Here is a 19,354-nt window from a genome sequence, read left to right on the forward strand (position 1 = left end):
AAAGATCAGGCGGTTTACGACGCGCCCCACCCCGGAAAAACATACCTGGTACGTAATCTCCGCGCCGGCCTCAGGCGAAGGCGAACCAGCAAACCGCGCACAGCACCGCCACGCCAACCAGGTCCAGCATCGCGCCCTCGCGCAGCATTTGTTCCGAACTGACCTGGCCGCTGCCGTAGGCGATCGCGTTGGGCGCCGTGGCGACCGGCAGCATGAAGCCCACGCTGGCCGCCAGCACCGCCGGGAACATGAAGAGGGCGGGGTCCACGCCCACCGCGACGGCGGTCGCCGCCAGGATCGGCATCAGCAACACGGCCGTGGCCGTGTTGCTGGCGATCTCCGACAGCAGCACCACGCCGCCCACGATGCCCAGCAGCAGCAGCGGCAGCGGCAGCGCGCTGAGTCCGGACAGATTGTCGGCGACGGCATTGCTCAGGCCCGAGGACTGGAACGCCGCCGCCAGCGCGATGCCGCCGCCGAACAGCACCAGCGCGCCCCAGGGAATCTTCTCCGCCGTCTCCCAGTCCAGCAGGCGCCCGCCGCGGCCGTCCGGCACCACGCACAGAAGCACCACCGCCAGCAGCGCCACGCTGGCATCGTTGGCGCCGGGCAGGCCCAGCAGCGCGCTCCAACCCCCGAACGGATCGCTGCGGAACACCCACGCCGCCGCCGTCAGTCCAAAGATCCACAGCACGCGCTTCTCGGCCACCGTCCACGGTCCGCTGTCGGGCAGCACGGCTGCCGGCGCGCCCGCCAGCCCGCGCCCCAGCCACACCGCCATCAGCGGCAGGAAGACCAGCACGACCGGCACGCCGATCATCATCCAGTCCAGGAAGCCGTAGCGGGTGCCGGTGGTTTCGGCGTAGACCTGCATGAACACCAGGTTCGGCGGTGATCCGATCGGCGTGCCCAGACCGCCCACGCTGGCCGCATAGGCGATGCACAGGATCAGCGGCGCATGCAGGCGCTTGTCCGGGTACGATTCCAGGATCGCCAGCGCCACCGGCAGCATCAGCAGCGTCGTGGCCGTGTTGGATATCCACATGCTGATCAGGCCCGTGGCTGCGATGAAGCCGTACAGCAGGCTGCGCCCGCTGCCGCCGCCAAAGGCGCGCACCATGCCCAGCGCCAGCCGCCGGTGCGCGCCGCTGCGCTCCAGCGCGCGCGAGAGCATGAAGCCGCCGCCGAGCAGCAGGATCAGTTCGTGGCCGTAGCTCTGCGCCACCTGTTTGGCGTCCAGCACGCCGGTCACCGGCAGCACCGCCAGCGGCAGCAGCGCGGTCACGGGTCCCCGCACCGGCTCCAGCACCCACCACAGCGCGCACCAGGCGGTCAGTGCGACCGTGACCGCCAGCACATGCTCGGTGCCGCGGGCATCCAGCAGCAGGTACAGCGCGATCGCCAGCAGCGGGCCGGCTGTCAGCGCGAACCGCGTCAGCGCCGGCGAGAAGCTCACGAGCGCCCGTCGGGGCCGTGGTCCGGGCGATCGGGCACGTGCGTGTCCTCGGCCTGGCCGGGCAGCTGCGGCAGGTCGTCCATCCGCAGGGCCAGGGCCGCCTTGGCCATCAGGTGCGCACTGATCGGCGCGGTGATGAACAGGAACGCGGTGATCAGCAGCTCGCGCGGCTGCGGGTCCGAGCCCACGTAGGCGTGGTAGCCCACCGAGACCAGCAGCAGGCAGCCCACGCCCAGCGTGCTGGCCTTGGTCGGCCCGTGCAGGCGCTTGAAGAACTCCGACAGCCGTACCAGGCTGAAGGCCCCGACCAGCACGAAGAAGCTGCCCACCGCCAGCAGCAGCACCAGCACGATTTCGATCACCAGGTTCATTCGACGATATCCCTGCGCACCAGGTATTTGCTCAGCACCACCGTGGCCACGAAGCCCAGCATCGCGATCAGCAGCGCGGCCTCGAAATAGATCGAGGACTTCAGGTACATGCCCAGCAGCACCAGCTCGGCGATGGCGGTGACGCTTAGCGTGTCCAGGGCCAGGATGCGGTCGGGCACCGTCGGGCCGCGCAGCAGGCGCCACAGCGCCAGCAGCATGCCCACGCTGACGGCGAACATCGCCGCCACGATCGCCGCCTCCAGCAGTCCGCCGCCCAGCAGGTTTCCGTTCACGGGAATATCTCCATCAGGGCGTGTTCGTAGCGCTGCTTGATGCCGGCGACCAGCTGCTCGGGATCACCCAGGTTGAACACATGGATCAGCAGGTACTTGCGGTCCTCCGACAGCGACGCCGTCAGCGTGCCCGGGGTCAGCGTGATGATGCTGGTCAGCGCGGCGATGCCGTGGATGTTCTGCAGGTCCAGCGGGTACCACAGGAAGCCGGGATGGATGTCGCGCTCGCGCCCCAGCACGCGCCGCGCCACCTCGATGTTGGACACCACGATGTCCCAGGCCAGGTGCGCCAGCAGCCGCGGCACGCCGCGCAGGCTGCCGATGCGCGCGAACTCGCGGTCGAGCCGGGTCGCGAACAGCGGGATGGTGATGCCCAGCACCACCGCCAGCGCCAGGTGCGCCGGATCGATGCCGTCCCACATCAGCATCCAGAACACGATGATGGTCGCGGTGAGCGGCAGCGAAGGGAACCAGCGCTTCATCAGGGCTTCCTCTTCGCCGGCAGGGTGGACTGCACCTGGTTGACGTAGTCGGCCGGCGCCATCAGCTGCGCCGCGGTGCCCTGCATGTAGCCCATCACCGGTGCCGCGCCGACCGTCATCGCCACGCCCAGCGCCAGCAGCAGCACGGTGGCGGCGGTCTCGACCGGGCGTGAACCCGCGGTGCGGCCAGGCGCGGCCGCGGCTTCCTGCGGCGGCGTACGCCAGAACAGGTTGCTGCCTGCGCGCACCAGGCCCACGATCACCATCAGGCTGGTGACCAGCACCAGGGTCCAGACCCAGCCCACCTGCGCGGCGGGCACCGCCTGCAGCATCGCCAGCTTGGCGATGAAGCCCGACAGCGGCGGCAGACCGGCCACCGAAATCGCCGCGAACAGGAACATCAGCCCGGCCAGACGGCGCACCTCGGGCGAGGTGACCGGATGCGCCAGGTCGCGCTTTTCGTCGCCGCGGCCGCGCCGCACCAGGTCGGCGATCATGAACAGCGCCGCCACCACGAAGGTGCTGTGCACCAGGTAGAACAGGCCGGCCGCCAGCATCGCCGGTACGCCCAGGCCGAAGGCGATGAACAGCGTTGCCGCCGACACCACCACCAGGTAGGCCGACAGTGCGCGCAGGCGCGAGGCGGCCAGCACGCCCAGGGCGCCCAGCGCCAGCGTGCCGGCGGCACCCGCCAGCAGCCAGTCCTGGCCATAGCCGGCCAGCGCGCCCGCGGGTTCGCCCAGCAGCAGCTGGCCCACGCGCAGGCTGGCGTACAGCCCCACCTTGGTCATGATCACGAACAGCGCGGCCACCGCCGCCGGCGCGCGCGCATAGGTGTCGGGCAGCCACAGGTACATCGGCAGCAGCGCGGCCTTGGCGCAGAACACCACCAGCAGCAGGCCCAGCGTGGCCTTGGCCAGCGGCAGGTCCTGCGCCGGCAGCGCCGCGATGCGGGCCGACAGCTCGGCCATGTTGAGCGTGCCGAACACGCCATACACCAGGCCCAGCGCGATGAGGAACAGCGTGGACGCGGCCACGTTGAACGACACGTAGTGCAGGCCCGCCCGCATGCGCACGCCGCGGCCGCCGCTCAGCAGCAGCCCGTAGGACGCGATCAGCATCACCTCGAAGAACACGAACAGGTTGAACACGTCGCCGGTGAGGAAGGCGCCGTTGAGTCCCACCAGCTGGAACTGGAAAAGCGCGTGGAAGTGCGGCGCGCGCCGGTCCCAGCCCGAGCAGGCGTGCAGCAGGCAGGCCGAGCCCAGCACCGCCGTGGTGAGCACCATCAGCGCCGACAGCCGGTCGGCCATCAGCACGATGCCCAGGCGCGAAGGCCAGTCGCCGAGCAGGTAGACCAGCAGGCCCTGGTCGTTCACCTGGCCCAGCAGCAGCAGCGCGACCGCCAGCGTGGCCAGGGTCGAGGCCCAGGCCACCGCGCGCTGCAGCACGATGCCGTAGCGCTGCTGTTCGACGAACAGCGACAGCGCGCCGCCCACCAGCGGCACCAGGATGGCCAGCACCGGCAGGTGGTTCACGGCGCGTCCCCTTCGTGGTCGCGGGCGCGGCCCAGCTGGCCGTCCACGTGGTCGCTGTGGTTGTCGGCGCGGCTGCGGATGGCCAGCACGATCACCACGGCCGTCATCGCGAACGCGATCACGATAGCGGTCAGCACCAGGGCCTGCGGCAGCGGGTCGGTGTGGTTGGCCAGCGAGGCGCCCACGTCCGGGCGCAGCACCGGTGGCTTGCCCGCGGCCAGCCGGCCGCTGGAGAAGATCAGCAGGTTGGTGGCGTACGACAGCAGGGTCAGGCCCAGGATGACGTCGAAGCTGCGGGCGCGCAGCATCAGGTAGACGCCGGCGGCGACCAGCAGGGCGATGGCGCTGGACAGGGCGAGTTCCATCAGGCCGGCTCCCCCGTCAGCACCGAGCGCTGGCCCGGTTCGACCACGCCGCCGCGCGAGCGTTCGCGGCGCGACGGTTTGATCGTTCCCATCATCGACAGGATCAGCATGGTGCCGCCGAACACCACCAGGTACACGCCCAGGTCGAAGGCGGCGGCGCTGGCCAGCGGGATCGTGCCCAGCAGCGGCAGTTCCAGGTCGTAGTGGCCGCTGCCCAGGAAGGGCATGCCGGCCAGCATCGCCGCGGCGCCGGTCAGCGTGGCCACCAGCAGGCCCACGCCCACCAGGCGGATGTAGTTGAAGCCGAAGCGGGACTCCACCGAATGCGCGCCCTGCACCACGTACTGGATCAGCAGCGGCACCGCCAGCGTGAGGCCGGCGATGAAGCCGCCGCCGGGTGCATTGTGGCCGCGCAGGAACAGGAATATCGACACCGTCAGCGTGAGCGGGAACAGCACCTGTGCCAGGTCGGCCGGTACCGGAAGCTTCGTGGGAGGACCAGCGATCACGTATTCGGGCGCCATGCGCGCGCGCCGCAGCATCGCGTGCACGACAAGCGCGGCAATCGCGAAAACCGTGATCTCGCCGAAGGTGTCGAAGCCGCGGAAGTCCACCAGGATCACGTTGACCACGTTCGCTCCCCAGGCCTCGGGCAGCGAGCGCGACAGCAGTTCATCGGCGATGCCGATGGTTGGCCGCGTCATCATCGCGTAGGCCAGCGCGCCGACGCCCGCGCCTGCGGTGATCGCCACCACACCGTCGCGCGCGCGGCGCCAGCCCGAGCGCTCGACCGGGGAATCCTTGGGCAGGTAGTGCATGCCCAACAGCAGCAGCGACAGCGTCACCAGCTCGACCAGCAGCTGGGTCAGCGCCAGGTCCGGCGCCGACAGCGCCACGAAGGTCATGCTGACCGCAAGGCCCACGCCGCCCATCACGATCACTGCGGTGATCCGTTGCCGGTATTGGCGCAGCGTCAGCAAGGTGCAGCCCGCCATGATCAGCCACAGCACCCAGCCCAGCCGGCCCAGCGGGTGGGCGATGCCGCTGCCCGGCTCCGGCCAGGACAGGTCGGCGCCGTCCACGAAGAACGGCGCGGCGCCGGCGGAGATCGCCACCAGCACCAGCAGCAGCAGGCTGCGCTGCAGGCTGGCGTTCGCCACCGCATGGGTGACACGTTTGGCCACCTTGAACAGCGAATCGATGTTGAGCCGGAACAGCTGGCGCCCGCGCGGCTTCTTCTCTATCGCGTGCAGGTCGAACCGGCGCCGCAGCGCCAGGTACAGCAGCAGGCCGCCGGCCACGCCCGCCAGGCTCATCATCAGCGGGGTGTTGATGCCGTGCCAGACGGCCAGGCTGTATTCGGGAAGCTCGGGGCCGATCACGCCGCGCGACGCCGCCGCCAGGGTCGGACCCAGCAGCGGCCCGGGCAGCACGCCGACCGCCAGGCAGGCCAGCACCAGCAGGCCGACCGGCACGCGCATGAACAGCGGCGCTTCGTGCACCTCGCGCTTCACGTCGCGCGGGCCCTCGCCGAAGAAGGTGTCGTGCACGAAGCGCAGGCTGTAGGCCATGCCGAAGATCGCGAACAGCAGTGCCGCCAGCGCCACCAGGGTGCGCAAGGCATCGTGCCCCTTGATCGCCAGCGCCTCGGCGAAAAACATTTCCTTGGACAGGAAGCCGTTGAGCAGCGGAATGCCCGCCATCGCCAGGCTGGCCACGATCGCCAGCGCGCTGGTCATCGGCAGCAGCCGTCGCAGTCCGCCCAAGCGCCGCATGTCGCGGGTGCCGGTCTCGTGGTCGATGATGCCGGCGGCCATGAACAGCGAGGCCTTGAAGGTGGCGTGGTTGATGATGTGGAACAGCGCCGCCACCACCGCCAGCGGCGTGGACAGGCCCAGCAGCAGCGTGATCAGGCCCAGGTGCGAAATGGTGGAGTAGGCCAGCAGGCCCTTGGTGTCGTGCTGGAAGATCGCGTGCCAGGAGCCCACCAGCAGCGTTACGGCGCCGACCCCGCTCACCACGTACAGGAACAGGTCGTTGCCCGAGAGGGCGGGGTGCAGCCTGGCCAGCAGGAACACGCCGGCCTTCACCATCGTGGCCGAATGCAGGTAGGCCGACACCGGCGTCGGCGCCGCCATCGCCTGCGGCAGCCAGAAGTGGAACGGGAACTGCGCGCTCTTGGTGAACACCGCCAGCAGCACCAGGCCCAGCACGGCCGGATAGAGCGGGCTGGCCTGGATCTGGGCGCCTGCGTCCAGCACCACGTCCAGCTCGTAGCTGCCGACGATGCGGCCGATCAGGATCACGCCGCCCAGCAGCGCCAGGCCGCCAGCGCCTGTCAGCACCAGGGCCATGCGCGCGCCGTCGCGGGCGTCGGCCCGATGGCTCCAGAAACCGATCAGCAGGAAGGAGCTGATGCTGGTCAGTTCCCAGAACACCGCCAGCAGCAGCAGGTTGCCGGCCACCACGATGCCCAGCATCGAGCCCATGAAGAACAGCAGCAGCGCGAAGAAGCGCGGCATGTTGTCGCGCGCGCTGAGGTAGTAGGCGCCGTAGAGCACGATCAGCGCGCCGATGGCCAGCACCAGCCCCGCGAACATCCAGGCCAGGCCGTCGAGCCGCAGCGAAAACGCCAGGCCAAGCGCCGGCACCCACTCGGTGTAGCTGCGCACGATCTGCACCGACATCACGGCCGGCGTGTACAGCGCCAGGATGACCAGGCCGGCCACCGGCGCAGACGCCGCCAGCCAGGCCGACAGCCGGCGCTGGTCGGCCGGAAGCCGCCAGATCACCAGGGCCAGCACAAAGGGAAGGGCTAACAGTGCCTCGAGCATCGTGGTCCTTGCCGGGGGCGGCGGCGTGCGGGTGTTCGCGCAGGCCGGCGGTCGGTGGGTGTCATCCCGTACGGGGCGACGATGTCCCCCGAGTCTAACCCATGCCTGCGACGCGACGGGTCAAGGTGGTGTCGCGGCCGCTATGCTCGGGCCATGGAGAATACTTCCCGCCCGCATGAGGGCCCTGGCTGGCTGGTCTTCGGCCTCAGCGGACAAGTCGGCGACGCACTGCGCGCCGCGTGGCGCGACAGCGATCCGCGGATCGTTGCCGTGTCGCGCCACGGTCACGCCGATGCGCCCCGGCTGCGCTGGCTTCGCGGTCGGCTCGAAGAGATCGCGCCGCCCCCGGACGCGATTGCCGCGGTGGCCAGCCTCGGTCCGCTCGATGCGTTCTCGCACTGGTACCAGGCGCAGGGTCCGTCCGGCGTGCGCGTCGTGGCCCTGGGTTCCACCAGCGTGCACAGCAAGCCCGGTTCGCCCGATCCCGCCGAGCGCGCGCTGGCGCGGACCCTGGCCGAGGCCGAGGCACGGCTCGCCCAGGCCTGCGCCGAGCGCGGCTGCCCGCTCACCCTGCTGCGGCCCACCCTGGTCTGGGGCAACGGCCGCGACCGCAACCTGAGCCGCCTGGTGGCCCTGGCCCGGCGCTGGCGCTGGCTGCCCCTGCCCACGCGGGCCGCCGGACTGCGCCAGCCCGTGCACGTGGACGACGTCGCGGCCGCGGTGCTGGCGGCCCTGCGATCGCCGCGGCCGGTGGCGGGCCATTTCGACCTGCCGGGCGGGGAAGCGCTGCCCTTCGACACGATGGTCGGGCGCGCCCTGGCCGCCGGCGCGCCCGGGGCCAGGCTGCTGCGTCTGCCGGGCCCGCTGTTCCGTACGGGGGTCCGGATCCTGCGCCACAGCGGCCGGCTGGCCGCCTCCGGCGAGGGCGTGCTGGCCCGGCTGGACCAGGACCTGTGGGTCGATCCGGAGCCGGCCCGGCGGGCGCTGGCGCTGCAACCACGCGGGTTCCAGCCCGGGCCGGAGATGTTCCCGGGTTGATGCTGCGGCGCACCATCGGCCCCTGGCCGACGGGACCATACGCGGGAGCATTGCCTTTTCCTAACGAACATTTAATATCCCTAGAGGAAATGCTCTAGAGTCTGGGGGGAGCCAGAACGCCATGAAGAACGATTCCGATGCGACGCGCACCGCGACGTCGTTACCGCCCGCCGCCGCCGGCGGTGCTCCAAATTCCGCACAGCCCGCACTGACCCGAGGATCCACCATGAAGAAACTGCATGCACACCACGGGCTGGCCGCTCGTGCCCCGCTGGCCGCCGCCGTGGCCCTCGCGCTGCTGGTGGCCCCGGCCGCCCAGGCGTTCGAGTTCTCGCGCGGCGAGCTCACCGGCAGCCTCGACACCACGGTGTCCTACGGCTACTCCTGGCGCGTGGACGACCAGGACGAAGACCTGATCGCCAAGTCCTGGTTCGACCCGCTGCTGTGCGCGCAGAACTTCCCGCTCGGCGCCATTCCCGTCGGCCCCGGCCGCTGCACCAGCACCGGCGGCGTGCCGGGCGCGCCGGCCCAGTTGGCCGCGCCGGGCCGCTTCTCGGCCAACCGCGACGACGGCAACCTCAAGTACGACAAGGGCGACGCCATCTCCAGCGCCGTCAAGATCACCTCGGAAATCAGCCTGAACTGGCGCAGCTGGGGCGCGTTCGCCCGCGCCACCTTCTTCCACGACTTCGAGAACGAAGGCCGCGACGACCTGACCGACATCGCCCAGGACCGCATCGGCCAGCGCTTCCGCATGCTTGATGCGTTCGTGTTCAAGGATTTCACCCTCGGTGACGACGGCGCGCTGGGCGGCACCGTCCGCGTCGGCCGCCAGGTGGTCAGCTGGGGCGAAGGCACCTTCATCCAGAACGGCATCAACGTCATCAACCCGGTCGACCTGTCCGCGCTGCGCGTGGCCGGCGCCGAGCTGAAGGAAGCCTTCCTGCCGATCGACATGGCCTGGGCCTCGATCAACCTGTCCGAGAACGTCGCCCTCGAGGCGCTGTACATGTTCGAGTTCGAGGAAATCGAAGTCGACGCGGCCGGCACCTACTTCAGTGCCAACGACTTCGGCACCCCGGGCGGCACCTACGTGATGCTGGGCTTCGGCACCACGCCGCAGCCGGTCTACAACCCCGAGCGCTTCTTCAGCACCTGCTACGCCGGTCCCGCCGGCTTCGCCACCAGCGACCGCTTCGCCGACCTCTCGGCGATCTACGGCGCCGCCACGGCCACCCAGATCATCGCCATCGGCTGCGGCAACGCCGTGGGCCGCATCGAGGACCGTGCCGCCAGCGACGAGGGCCAGTTCGGCCTGGCGCTGCGCTGGTACGCCGAGGCGCTGAACGAGACCGAGTTCGGCTTCTACTTCCTCAACTACCACAGCCGCGTGCCGCTGCTCTCGGGCCGCGCCGTCAACAACCCCACCGTGGGCGCCGCCAGCGGCCGCTTCTTCGTCGAGTATCCGGAAGACATCCAGATGTTCGGCATGAGCTGGAACACCACGCTGCCGGGCGGCGTCGCCTGGCAGGGCGAGATCAGCCACCGTCCGAACGCCCCGCTGCAGGTGGACGACGTCGAGCTGCTGTTCGCCGCGCTCAGCCCGCTCAACCCGTTCATTCCGGTTCCCGCGCTGCGCTTCAACAGCCAGCTCGGCCAGTTCGCGCTGGGCCAGGAAGTCCGCGGCTGGCGCGAGCATGAGATCAGCCAGATCCAGATGACCTTCACCAAGGCCTTCGCCCAGGTGGCGGGCGCCGACCAGATCGCCGTGGTTGCCGAGTTCGGCGCCACCGAGGTCTGGGACCTGCCCAACCAGTCCGAGCTGCGCTACGAAGGTGAAGGCACCGACACCGGCGGCGGCTGCGATGTCGCCGACGTGGCGGCGGCCGGCTTCCCGGCGCCGGGCGGCGCGCTGTTCGGCTGCCTGCGCAATCCGGAGACGCTGACCGGCGGCTTCCCGACCTCGTTCTCGTGGGGCTATCGCCTGGCGGCCCGCGCCGATTACTCCAGCGTCTTCGGCACCCCGTTCACGCTGTCGCCGCGCCTGGCGTTCAACCATGACGTCAACGGCATCACCCCGGGACCGGGCGGCAACTTCCTCGAGGATCGCAAGTCGCTCACCCTCGGCGTTGAAGCCAACTACCTCAACCAGTGGATCTTCGACCTGAGCTACACCCAGTTCATGGGTGCCGAGCAGTTCAACCAGATCCACGACCGCGACTTCGCGTCTTTCACCGTGAAGTATTCGTTCTGACGCCACAGGGAGGCAGAGGATGAAAATCAACAAGAAATACGCGTTGACCGCATTGGTCGGCGCGGTGGTACTTGCCACCGGCGTGGCCCAGGCGGCCGTCAGTGCCCAGGAAGCCGCCAAGCTCGGCACCACGCTGACCCCGGTCGGCGCCGAGAAGGCCGGCAACGCCGCCGGCACCATCCCGGCCTGGGAGGGCGGCATCGTCCGTCCGCCCGCGGGCTTCCGCGTCGGCACCTTCCACGTCGATCCGTTCGCGGCCGACAAGCCGCTGTACTCGGTCACCCGCGCCAACCAGGCGCAGTACGCCAACGTGCTGTCGGCCGGCCAGAAGGCGATGTTTGCCAAGTACCCGACCTTCCGCATGGACGTGTACCCGACCCGCCGCAGCGCTTCGTTCCCGCAGCGCACGTACGACTTCTCCAAGCGCAACGCCACCCAGTGCCGCCTGGTGGCGGACGGCGAGGGCATCCAGAACTGCGCCGAGGGCGTGCCGTTCCCGATCCCGCAGAACGCCTATGAAGTCATCTGGAACCACAAGCTCAAGTACAAGGGCCTGTCGGTGATCAGCTACTCCAACCAGGCGGCTCCGACCGCCGGCGGTGCGTTCACGCTGATCAAGCTGCGCGAGGAAATCCTGGGCCTGTACTACAAGCCGGGCAACACCACCGAGAACATCAACAACATCCTGCTGTACTTCAAGCAGGAAGTGCTCGGTCCGGCGCGCCTGGCCGGCCAGGTGCTGCTGGTGCACGAAACGCTGAACGCCAAGGCGGCTCCGCGCCAGGCGTGGGTGTACAACCCGGGCCAGCGCCGCGTGCGCCGCGCCCCGAACGTCGCCTACGACAACCCGGGCACCGCGTCCGACGGCCTGCGCACCAACGACATGACCGACATGTTCAATGGCGCCATGGACCGCTTCAGCTGGACCCTGGTGGGCAAGAAGGAAATGCTGGTTCCCTACAATTCCTACCGCGCCCATTCCGACAAGACCAAGGTCCGTGACCTGATCCGCCCGGGCCACCTCAACCCCGACTACATGCGCTACGAGCTGCACCGCGTGTGGGTGGTCGAGGCCAAGCTCAAGGCCGGCCAGCGCCACATCAACAGCCGCCGCACCTTCTACGTGGACGAGGACAGCTGGCAGATCCTGACCATGGACCACTACGATGGCCAGGGCAACCTGTGGCGCTACTCCGACGCGCCGTCGGTGAACTACTACGAGGTGCCGACCTTCTGGTCCACCCTCGAGACCCACCACGACCTCAAGTCCGGCCGCTACATCACCATGCTGCTGGACAACGAGGACAAGCCGCGCGACTTCGGCTACCAGAGCACTCCGGCGAACTACTCGCCGCAGAACCTGCGTACCGCGGGCGTCCGCTGATCCAAGCTGTTTGAACCACCCGCCGCGCCCGAAAGGGCGCGGCGGCGTTCCGGGCCCGCCGCGAGCCCGGGGCACGCAGGAGGAAACGATGCGCAATCCGAAGATCCGCGGCACGCACCTCTCCGGTGCCCTGCTGCTGGCCCTGGCGCTACCGCTGTCGGCGCAGTCGCCCGATGCGGCGCCCGCCGGGGACGTGCCGGCCGAGGCCGCCACCGAAACCACCCCCGAAATTCCCGCCGAAGACGAGACCGCGATGCCCGCGGACGCGTCCATGGCCGCGCCGGCCGACGAGGCCGCTGCCGCACCCGCCGCCGCCGCCGCTAAGCCGGCCGCCGTCGATCCCGCCCTGCTGGACGCCGAGATGCTGCCGCGCGCCAGCCGATCGCTGCTGCTCGACGCCGTGCGCACCAATGCCGGCTACTTCGCCGTTGGCGAACGCGGCCACGTGCTGTCCTCGGAAGACGGCAAGACCTGGAAGCAGGCCGCCGTTCCCACCCGCGCCACGCTCACCTCCATTGCCACCGCCGACGGTGTGCTCTGGGCCGCCGGCCACGACGGCGTGATCGTGCACTCCACCGACGGCGGCCAGACCTGGACCCGCCGCCGCGCCTCGCCCTGGAGCTACGACCTGGTCGATCCCAGCGAAGGCGTGCCGGTGATGGACCTGCTGTTCACCGACGCCACCCATGGCTTCGCGATCGGCGCCTACAGCCTGATGCTGGTCACCACCGACGGTGGCGTCACCTGGACCCCGCGCAGCCCCTTCGGCGACAACGCCGCGGCCAGCGCGCCGGCCGAGGCCGAACCGGTCGCCGACGAGGCGGCCGACACCGCCGCCGAAGGCGACGAGTGGACCTTCAGCGAGGACGACCTGGCGCTGGACGCCGAGTCCGACCCGCACCTCAACGCGATCGCCCGCGCCGGCTCCGGCGCACTGGTGATCGCCGGCGAGCGCGGCACCTTCCTGCGCTCGCGCGACAACGGCGAGACCTGGACCAGCAAGCGCCTGCCCTACGAGGGCTCGATGTTCGGCGTGCTGTCCTGGCAGGACGACCACATCCTGGTGTTCGGCCTGCGCGGCAACGTGTACGAATCGCGCGACCTGGGCGACACCTGGACCCGCGTCGAGACCGGCATCACCACCAGCCTGATGGGCGGCTACGCGCTGCCCAACGGCGGCGCCATCCTGGTCGGTGCCAACGGCGCCGTGCTGACGCGGGCCGACGGCGATTCGCCGCTGGTGGCCACGGCCCACGCGATGCCCAGCGGCGAGACGCCGCTGCTGTCGGGCGTGCTGCCGCTGGACGACGCCGGCTATCTCGTGATCGGCGACAAGGGCGCCGACCTGTACCGCCCGAAGTGACGGAGTACCAATGAGCCTGCCCAACGCCCAACCCGGTCCCTTCGCCCGATTCGCCGAGACGATTGTCTTCGGCAGCCGGCCGCTCGTGCTGATCATCTTCACCCTGGTGACGGTGGCGATGCTGTACTTCGCCAGCCAGCTCAAGGTGGACGCCGGCTTCAAGAAGCAGGTGCCGCTGCAGCACGAGTACATGCAGACCTTCCAGGACTACGAGCTGGAGTTCGGCGGCGCCAACCGCGTGCTGGTCGCGGTGATCGCCAAGGACGGCGACATGTTCGACCAGGAGTTCATGAAGACCCTGGAGAACGTCACCAACGAGGTGATCAACCTCGATTCCACCGACGATGCCCGTTCGCGTTCCCTGTTCACGCCCAACGTGCGCTTCATCGAGGTGGTGGAAGACGGCCTGTCGGGCGGCAACGTGATCCCGCAGACCTTCACGCCGAACGTGGAGGGTTTCACTTCCACCCCGCAGGACTTCGCCGACATCCGCGGCAACATCGTCAAGGCCAACATCGTCGGCCGGCTGGTGGCCAAGGACTGGTCGGGCGCCATGATCTGGGCCGACCTCATTCCCGAGAGCGAGGTCAACAAGGTCGACTACCAGGAGGTCGCGAACCAGTTCGAGGCCATCCGCCAGAAGTACGAGGACGAGAACCACACCGTCCACATCATCGGTTTCGCCAAGGTGGTCGGCGACATCAGCGACGGCGCGCGTTCGGTCATCAAGTTCTTCGCGCTCACCATCGCCTTCACCTGGCTGCTGCTGTTCCTGTACTCGACCTCGGTGAAGCTGGCCAGCCTGACGGTGGTCGCGGCCCTGGTGTCCGTGGTGTGGATGCTGGGCGCGCTGAAGCTGATGGGCTTCGGCATCGACCCGATGAACATGCTCACGCCCTTCCTGATCTTCGCCATCGCCGTCAGCCACGGCGAACAGATGATCAACCGCTTCCGCGGCGAGATCTTCTTCGGCGGGCTCGAGGAAGGCACGGTCGAGGAGCTGCGCGCGCGTTCCAAGGACGCCGTCGAGCCGCTAGAGGCCGCCCGCCTGTCCTTCCGCATGCTGCTGATCCCGGGCACCGTGGCCCTGCTGGCCGGCTGCATCGGCTTCGGCGCCATCATGGTCATCCCCATCGACATGGTGCGCGAGCTGGCCATCACGGCCACCGTCGGCGTGGCGCTGACCATCCTCACCGACCTGGTGCTGCTGCCGGTGCTGCTGAGCTACACGCGCCTTCGCAACCTCGAGCGCAAGCGCGAGTTCCGCCTGCGCCAGCTGACCCGTTTCGACAAGGTCTGGGCCGCGCTGTCCAAGCTGTCCCGCCCCGGCGCCGCCGCGGTGGTCATCCTGATCGGCGCCGTGGTCTGGTTCTTCGCCTGGCAGCACGGCAACAAGGTGATGATCGGCGACGCCCAGAAGGGCGTGGCCGAACTGCGCCCGGATGCCCGCTACAACCAGGACGCGCTGCTGATCGCCGACCGCTTCTCGCTGGGCGTGGACATGCTCAACGTGATCGCCGAGGCCGGCCCGTCGGCCTGCACCACCAGCTACACGGCGATGGAGACCATCGACCGCTTCGCCTGGCACATGGAGAACGTCGAGGGCGTCGAGCAGGTGATCACGCTGCCGGCGATGGCCAAGATCGTCAACGCCGGCTGGAACGACGGCTCGGTGCGCTGGCGCGTGCTGCCGCGCGATCCGGACACGCTGCGCCAGGCCACGCAGAGCTTCGAGACCGACTCGGGCCTGCTCAACGCCGACTGCAGCGCAATGCCGATCACCATCTTCACCACCGACCACCAGGCCACCACCATTGACCGCGTGGTCGCGGCGGTGAAGGACTTCCGCGAGAAGAACGACGCCTACGTGCCTGGCAACCTGCAGGTGAAGCTGGCCGCCGAGGCCGCCGAGAACCCCGAGTTCACCAGCGACCAGGTCAACCTGCGCCTGGGCACGGGCAACATCGGCGTGGCCGCGGCCACCAACGAGGTGGTGCGCGAGAAGGAGCACATGATGCTCTACCTGCTCTACGCCGCCGTTTTCGTGATGTGCTGGATCAGCTTCCGCAACCCGCTGGCCGCGCTGTGCGTGCTGCTGCCCCTGGTGCTGGTGACCGAACTGGGCCACTCGCTGATGGTGCAGCTCGACATCGGCATGAAGGTCAACACGCTGTGCGTGGTGGCCCTGGGCGTGGGCATCGGCGTGGACTACGGCATCTACATCTTCGCGCGCATGCGCGAGTCGATGCTGCAGGGCCGAACCCTGTCGGAAAGCTACTTCGTGGCGCTCAAGACCACCGGCATCGCCATCTTCTACACCGCGCTGACGCTGGCGGTGGGCGTGGCCATGTGGATCTTCTCCGACCTCAAGTTCCAGGCCGACATGGGCATCATGCTGACCTTCATGTTCGTGGTGAACATGATCGCCGCCATCGTCTTCCTGCCCGCCCTCTGCCGCTGGCTGCTCCGCCCGCGCGAGAAGGACGACTGGGTGCCGCGCCTCTGATTGCTCCTTGCTACTTGTTCCAGGGAAACGGGCTTCGGCCCGTTTCTTTTTTTGGCCGCGGATTTACGCGGATGGGCGCGGATGGGCGTGGATAAGAGCGGATTTTTGACGCGGATTAACGCGGAAGGACGCGGATAGAGCGGTTTTGATTGGTGGCAGGGGTCGATCGGCGCGTGCGGGGCCGGCCGCGCGCGCAAGAGCCTGCGGCACTGTGCGCCCACTCACATCCCGCTTCTGGATCCGCGTCTCTCCGCGTTGATCCGCGTCAAAAATCCGCTCTTGTCCGCGTCAAAAAATCCGCTTTTATCCGCGCCCATCCGCGTAAATCCGCGGCAAAAAAATCACAACTCCTCAGCCACCGGAACAGCGCGAGCGCGGGCCTGGCTGCGCAGGGCGATCAGCAGGATGCCGGCCAGGGTCATGGCGCCGCCGACCAGAAGCTTGGGGCCCGGGCGGTCGCCCCAGAAGGCGATGCCCAGGCCGATGGCGAACACCGGCGTCAGCAGCAGCCAGGGCATGACCTTGGCCACCGCGTGGCGCTGCACCAGGCTGAAGTAGATGCCGTGCCCGAGCAGCGAAGCGACGATGGCGGCGTAGGCGATGCCGAACCAGGCCGTGGCGCTGAGCGCGGGCACCTGCGCCAGGCCGCCCGGTTCCAGCCAAAGGCTCAGCGCCAGCAGGGGCAGCACGCCGACCACGGCCGTCCAGGCCTGCATGCCGTAGCGGTCCACGCCCGACAGGCCGCGCATCAGCACCGTGCCCACCGCCAGGAAAAAGGCCGACACCAGCATCAGGGCCAGCGAGGCCGGGTTGTCGAGCACCAGCGGGTCGAAGCCGAGCACCAGCACGCCGCCGAAGCTGAGTGCGATCGCCGCGCCCGTGCGCCAGGCGAAGCGCTCGCCCAGCACCGCCCAGGCCAGCAGCACCGACATCGGGATGTAGCTCTGCATCACGATCGCCGGCGAGGACAGGTCGCCGGCCAGCTTCAGCGCCCAGAAGCTGAGGCCGAAGTGCAGCACGCCGGTGCACAGGGCAATCGCCAGCAGCCGCGGCCACTGGCCCGGCGCGGGACGCCGCAGGAACGCGAACAGCAGCAGGGCCAGCAGCGCCAGCCGCCCGGACGTGAACAGCAGCGGCGGCATCTCGCGCAGGGCCATCGCCGAGGTCAGGAAATTGCCGGCCCAGGCCAGGCAGACCAGCAGGGCCAGCAGGAGATCGCGCAGGGGCATGGCGGGCGCCGTCGGGTGAGGCCGCCATTATCCGCCAGCACGCCACCTGCCGGGCTTGCCCGCGCCGCCGCCCTCGTTCAGAGTCCGGGGGCGCATCGCGCATTCAATTCAATCGGGGAGAAGACAATGGAAGGGATGGCAGCCTTGGGGGGCATGATCCTGGTGGTGGCCCTGGTGGCCTTCGTGCTGGGCCTGCTGATCGGTGGCCTGGTGCTGAAGTTCAGCGTGCGGCTGATCGAGAGTTTTTCGCCGGGTTATGGTAAATCGGTACTGGTGGTGTTCCTGGCCGGCGTGGTGGGCTTCGTGATCAACATCATCGTGGCCATGGTGATGGGCGTCGGCGCCACCGCCGCAAGCCAGGCCGCGAGCGCGGATCCGACGATGGCGGGCGCGGGCGCGATGATGGCCTCGCTCGGCGCCAGCGCGATCAGCCTGGTGGCCAGCCTGTTCGTGTCGGCCTTCTTCATCAACCTGATCATCAAGCATCCCGACGGGCGCGCGATCGGCTACGGCCGTTCCTGCCTGGTGGCGCTGCTGTACCTGGTGGTGATGGTGGTGATCGCGATCGTCGCCAGCATCGGCCTGGGCATCCTGATGGCCATGCTCGGGCTCGGCGCCGCCAGCATGATGGGCGGCTGAAGGTCTGCTTCGACGCGGGCGCCTTCGGGCGCCCGCGTTTTTTCGTTTATGGCGCCGGCGCCAGATCAAACAATCAGTGTGCCCACCCAAGCTTCCGGTACAGCTTGTCGAGCGTCCACAGCGGCCCGACCAGCAGATAACTCATGTCGGTGAAGAAGCTGGGCTTGCGGCCCTCGATCTTGTGGCCGATGAACTGACCGATCCAGGCCACCACGAACACACCGACCGCCAGCCAGAGCAGCCCGGTCATGCCCAGCAGGCCCGACAGCCAATAGTTGAGCGCGCCCATGCCGGCGAAGGCCACCAGCATGCCCAGCGCCAGCGGCCGCGACAGCCGCCAGTACCAGGCCCAGGCCAGCAGCATGCCCACCGCCATCCAGGCGCCCGGCCTTGCGAACGCCGCGGGCACGGGGATCACCCACAGCGCCGCGGTCACCGACCAGACGATGGCCGGCACGCACAGCAGGTGGATGAACTGGTTGGTCGGATTGACGTGGTCGCCCGAGTAGCTGAAGAGCCAGCGGTCGATCGGACGGCGGGGATCCGGAAGGTTCAACAGCTCGGGCGAAGTGGACATGGCCGGTCTCCGTAAGCTCGGGGGTACGCCGGCATGATAGCCCCGGCCCGGGCCGGCGGCATCAGTCCAGCCGCAGGTCCGCCAGGCGGTCCAGGGCTTCGGCGTACTTGCGCCGCGTGCCTTCGATCACCTCGGCCGGTACCCGGGGTCCGGGCGCGGTCTTGTTCCAGTCCAGGGTCTCGAGATAGTCGCGCACGAACTGCTTGTCGTAGCTGGGCGGACTGATGCCCACCCGGTACTGGTCGGCCGGCCAGAAGCGCGAGGAGTCCGGCGTCAGCATCTCGTCCATCACGTGCAGCACGCCGTGGTCGTCCAGGCCGAACTCGAGCTTGGTGTCGGCGATGATGATGCCGCGGCCCAGCGCGTACGCGGCGGCGTAGCGGTAGATGGCCAGCGTCGCGTCGCGCACCTGCGCCGCCAGTGCCGGGCCGATCTTCGCCTCGACGGCTTCGTAGCTGACGTTTTCGTCGTGGTCGCCGACCGCGGCCTTGGTGGACGGCGTGAAGATGGGTTCGGGCAGCTGCTGCGCCTGCTGCAGCCCGGACGGCAGGCGGATGCCACAGACCGCGCCGCTGCGCTGGTAGTCCTTCCAGCCGCTGCCGATCAGGTAGCCGCGCGCGATCGCCTCCACGGGCACCGGCCGCAGCCGCTTGGTCACCACGGCGCGGCGCGCGTACAGCGCCGGATCCACGCCGGCCGGCAGCACCGTGGCGACGTCCTCGTGCGTGAGGTGGTTGGGCATCAGGTGCGCGGTCTTGTCGAACCAGAAATTGCTGATCTGGCACAGCATCTCGCCCTTGCCCGGGATCGGGTCGGGCAGCACCACGTCGAAGGCCGACAGCCGGTCGGTGGCCACCATCAGCAGGCGCGCGTCGGGCAGTTCGTACACATCGCGGACCTTGCCCCGGTGCAGCAGGGTCAGGCCGGGCAGGTCGGAGGTGTGCAGGGTGGTGGACACGGTCGGGCTCGCGGACGCGGGGCCACCATTGTAAAGCCCGTGCCGCGCGCACCGCACCCGCGCCCTG

Annotated in this window: 16 protein-coding genes; 6 read left to right on the plus strand and 10 right to left on the minus strand. The window is 69.2% G+C overall.

The window, feature by feature from the left end; genetic code table 11:
* Positions 1–70: 70 nt before the first annotated feature.
* From ACOQFR_RS04200 to ACOQFR_RS04230, 7 genes are read right to left on the minus strand one after another with little or no spacing between them, the layout of a single operon-like run.
* Positions 71–1,456 (minus strand): SLC13 family permease, encoded by a 1,386-nt coding sequence (locus ACOQFR_RS04200; RefSeq protein WP_421378881.1) that lies wholly within the window; start codon positions 1,454–1,456, stop codon positions 71–73.
* Positions 1,453–1,827 (minus strand): Na+/H+ antiporter subunit G, encoded by a 375-nt coding sequence (locus ACOQFR_RS04205; RefSeq protein WP_421378883.1) that lies wholly within the window; start codon positions 1,825–1,827, stop codon positions 1,453–1,455. Before ACOQFR_RS04205 ends, ACOQFR_RS04200 begins: the two co-directional genes overlap by 4 nt.
* Entirely contained in the window at positions 1,824–2,066 is a 243-nt protein-coding gene (locus tag ACOQFR_RS04210) for a K+/H+ antiporter subunit F (RefSeq protein ID WP_421379154.1), read from the minus strand. Before ACOQFR_RS04210 ends, ACOQFR_RS04205 begins: the two co-directional genes overlap by 4 nt.
* Positions 2,067–2,116: 50 nt before the next feature.
* Positions 2,117–2,602 (minus strand): Na+/H+ antiporter subunit E, encoded by a 486-nt coding sequence (locus ACOQFR_RS04215; protein WP_421378886.1) that lies wholly within the window; start codon positions 2,600–2,602, stop codon positions 2,117–2,119.
* Positions 2,602–4,140 carry a monovalent cation/H+ antiporter subunit D gene (locus ACOQFR_RS04220; RefSeq protein ID WP_421378888.1) on the minus strand — a complete coding sequence of 513 codons (1,539 nt, stop codon included), beginning with the start codon at positions 4,138–4,140 and terminating at the stop codon, positions 2,602–2,604. The genes ACOQFR_RS04215 and ACOQFR_RS04220 overlap by 1 nt, the downstream gene beginning before the upstream one ends.
* Positions 4,137–4,505 (minus strand): Na+/H+ antiporter subunit C, encoded by a 369-nt coding sequence (locus tag ACOQFR_RS04225; RefSeq protein WP_421378890.1) that lies wholly within the window; start codon positions 4,503–4,505, stop codon positions 4,137–4,139. Before ACOQFR_RS04225 ends, ACOQFR_RS04220 begins: the two co-directional genes overlap by 4 nt.
* Positions 4,505–7,339, minus strand: coding sequence for a monovalent cation/H+ antiporter subunit A (locus ACOQFR_RS04230; protein ID WP_421378892.1), 2,835 nt, complete (start codon positions 7,337–7,339; stop codon positions 4,505–4,507). Before ACOQFR_RS04230 ends, ACOQFR_RS04225 begins: the two co-directional genes overlap by 1 nt.
* A 153-nt stretch (positions 7,340–7,492) precedes the next feature.
* On the opposite strand from ACOQFR_RS04230, the gene ACOQFR_RS04235 reads away from it, so the two are divergent.
* The 5 genes from ACOQFR_RS04235 to ACOQFR_RS04255 all read left to right on the plus strand — a co-directional run bounded on the left by ACOQFR_RS04235 (position 7,493) and on the right by ACOQFR_RS04255 (position 15,884).
* Positions 7,493–8,377, plus strand: coding sequence for an NAD-dependent epimerase/dehydratase family protein (locus tag ACOQFR_RS04235; protein WP_421378894.1), 885 nt, complete (start codon positions 7,493–7,495; stop codon positions 8,375–8,377).
* A 226-nt stretch (positions 8,378–8,603) separates the two neighbouring features.
* The gene (locus ACOQFR_RS04240) at positions 8,604–10,631 is read left to right on the plus strand and encodes a DUF1302 domain-containing protein (protein ID WP_421378896.1); all 2,028 of its coding nucleotides are present in this window, start codon (positions 8,604–8,606) and stop codon (positions 10,629–10,631) included.
* 19 nt (positions 10,632–10,650) lie between these two features.
* Complete coding sequence (locus tag ACOQFR_RS04245) at positions 10,651–12,015, plus strand: DUF1329 domain-containing protein (RefSeq protein ID WP_421378898.1); 1,365 nt, start codon at positions 10,651–10,653, stop codon at positions 12,013–12,015.
* A gap of 88 nt (positions 12,016–12,103) precedes the next feature.
* Positions 12,104–13,378: a WD40/YVTN/BNR-like repeat-containing protein gene (locus ACOQFR_RS04250; RefSeq protein ID WP_421378900.1), complete on the plus strand. Its 1,275-nt coding sequence runs from the start codon at positions 12,104–12,106 to the stop codon at positions 13,376–13,378.
* Positions 13,379–13,388: 10 nt separating this feature from the next.
* Complete coding sequence (locus tag ACOQFR_RS04255; protein ID WP_421378902.1) at positions 13,389–15,884, plus strand: efflux RND transporter permease subunit; 2,496 nt, start codon at positions 13,389–13,391, stop codon at positions 15,882–15,884.
* Between the two features lie 341 nt (positions 15,885–16,225).
* Here the strand turns inward: ACOQFR_RS04255 and ACOQFR_RS04260 are convergent, their stop codons facing one another.
* Positions 16,226–17,113, minus strand: coding sequence for a DMT family transporter (locus tag ACOQFR_RS04260; RefSeq protein WP_421378904.1), 888 nt, complete (start codon positions 17,111–17,113; stop codon positions 16,226–16,228).
* 135 nt (positions 17,114–17,248) lie between these two features.
* On the opposite strand from ACOQFR_RS04260, the gene ACOQFR_RS04265 reads away from it, so the two are divergent.
* Positions 17,249–17,752 carry a hypothetical protein gene (locus ACOQFR_RS04265; RefSeq protein WP_421378906.1) on the plus strand — a complete coding sequence of 168 codons (504 nt, stop codon included), beginning with the start codon at positions 17,249–17,251 and terminating at the stop codon, positions 17,750–17,752.
* 73 nt (positions 17,753–17,825) lie between these two features.
* On the opposite strand, the gene ACOQFR_RS04270 is transcribed toward ACOQFR_RS04265, so the two are convergent.
* A complete protein-coding gene (locus tag ACOQFR_RS04270) occupies positions 17,826–18,329 on the minus strand; it encodes a DUF962 domain-containing protein (RefSeq protein ID WP_421378908.1) in 504 nt (167 codons plus the stop codon).
* Positions 18,330–18,390: 61 nt separating this feature from the next.
* Positions 18,391–19,287, minus strand: a complete 897-nt coding sequence (locus tag ACOQFR_RS04275) for a phosphoribosylaminoimidazolesuccinocarboxamide synthase (RefSeq protein WP_421378910.1) — start codon at positions 19,285–19,287, stop codon at positions 18,391–18,393.
* Between the last annotated feature and the right edge of the window lie 67 nt (positions 19,288–19,354).

The sequence above is a fragment of the Arenimonas sp. MALMAid1274 genome (assembly GCF_049195245.1).
In the GTDB taxonomy this organism is placed as follows: Bacteria; Pseudomonadota; Gammaproteobacteria; order Xanthomonadales; family Xanthomonadaceae; genus Arenimonas.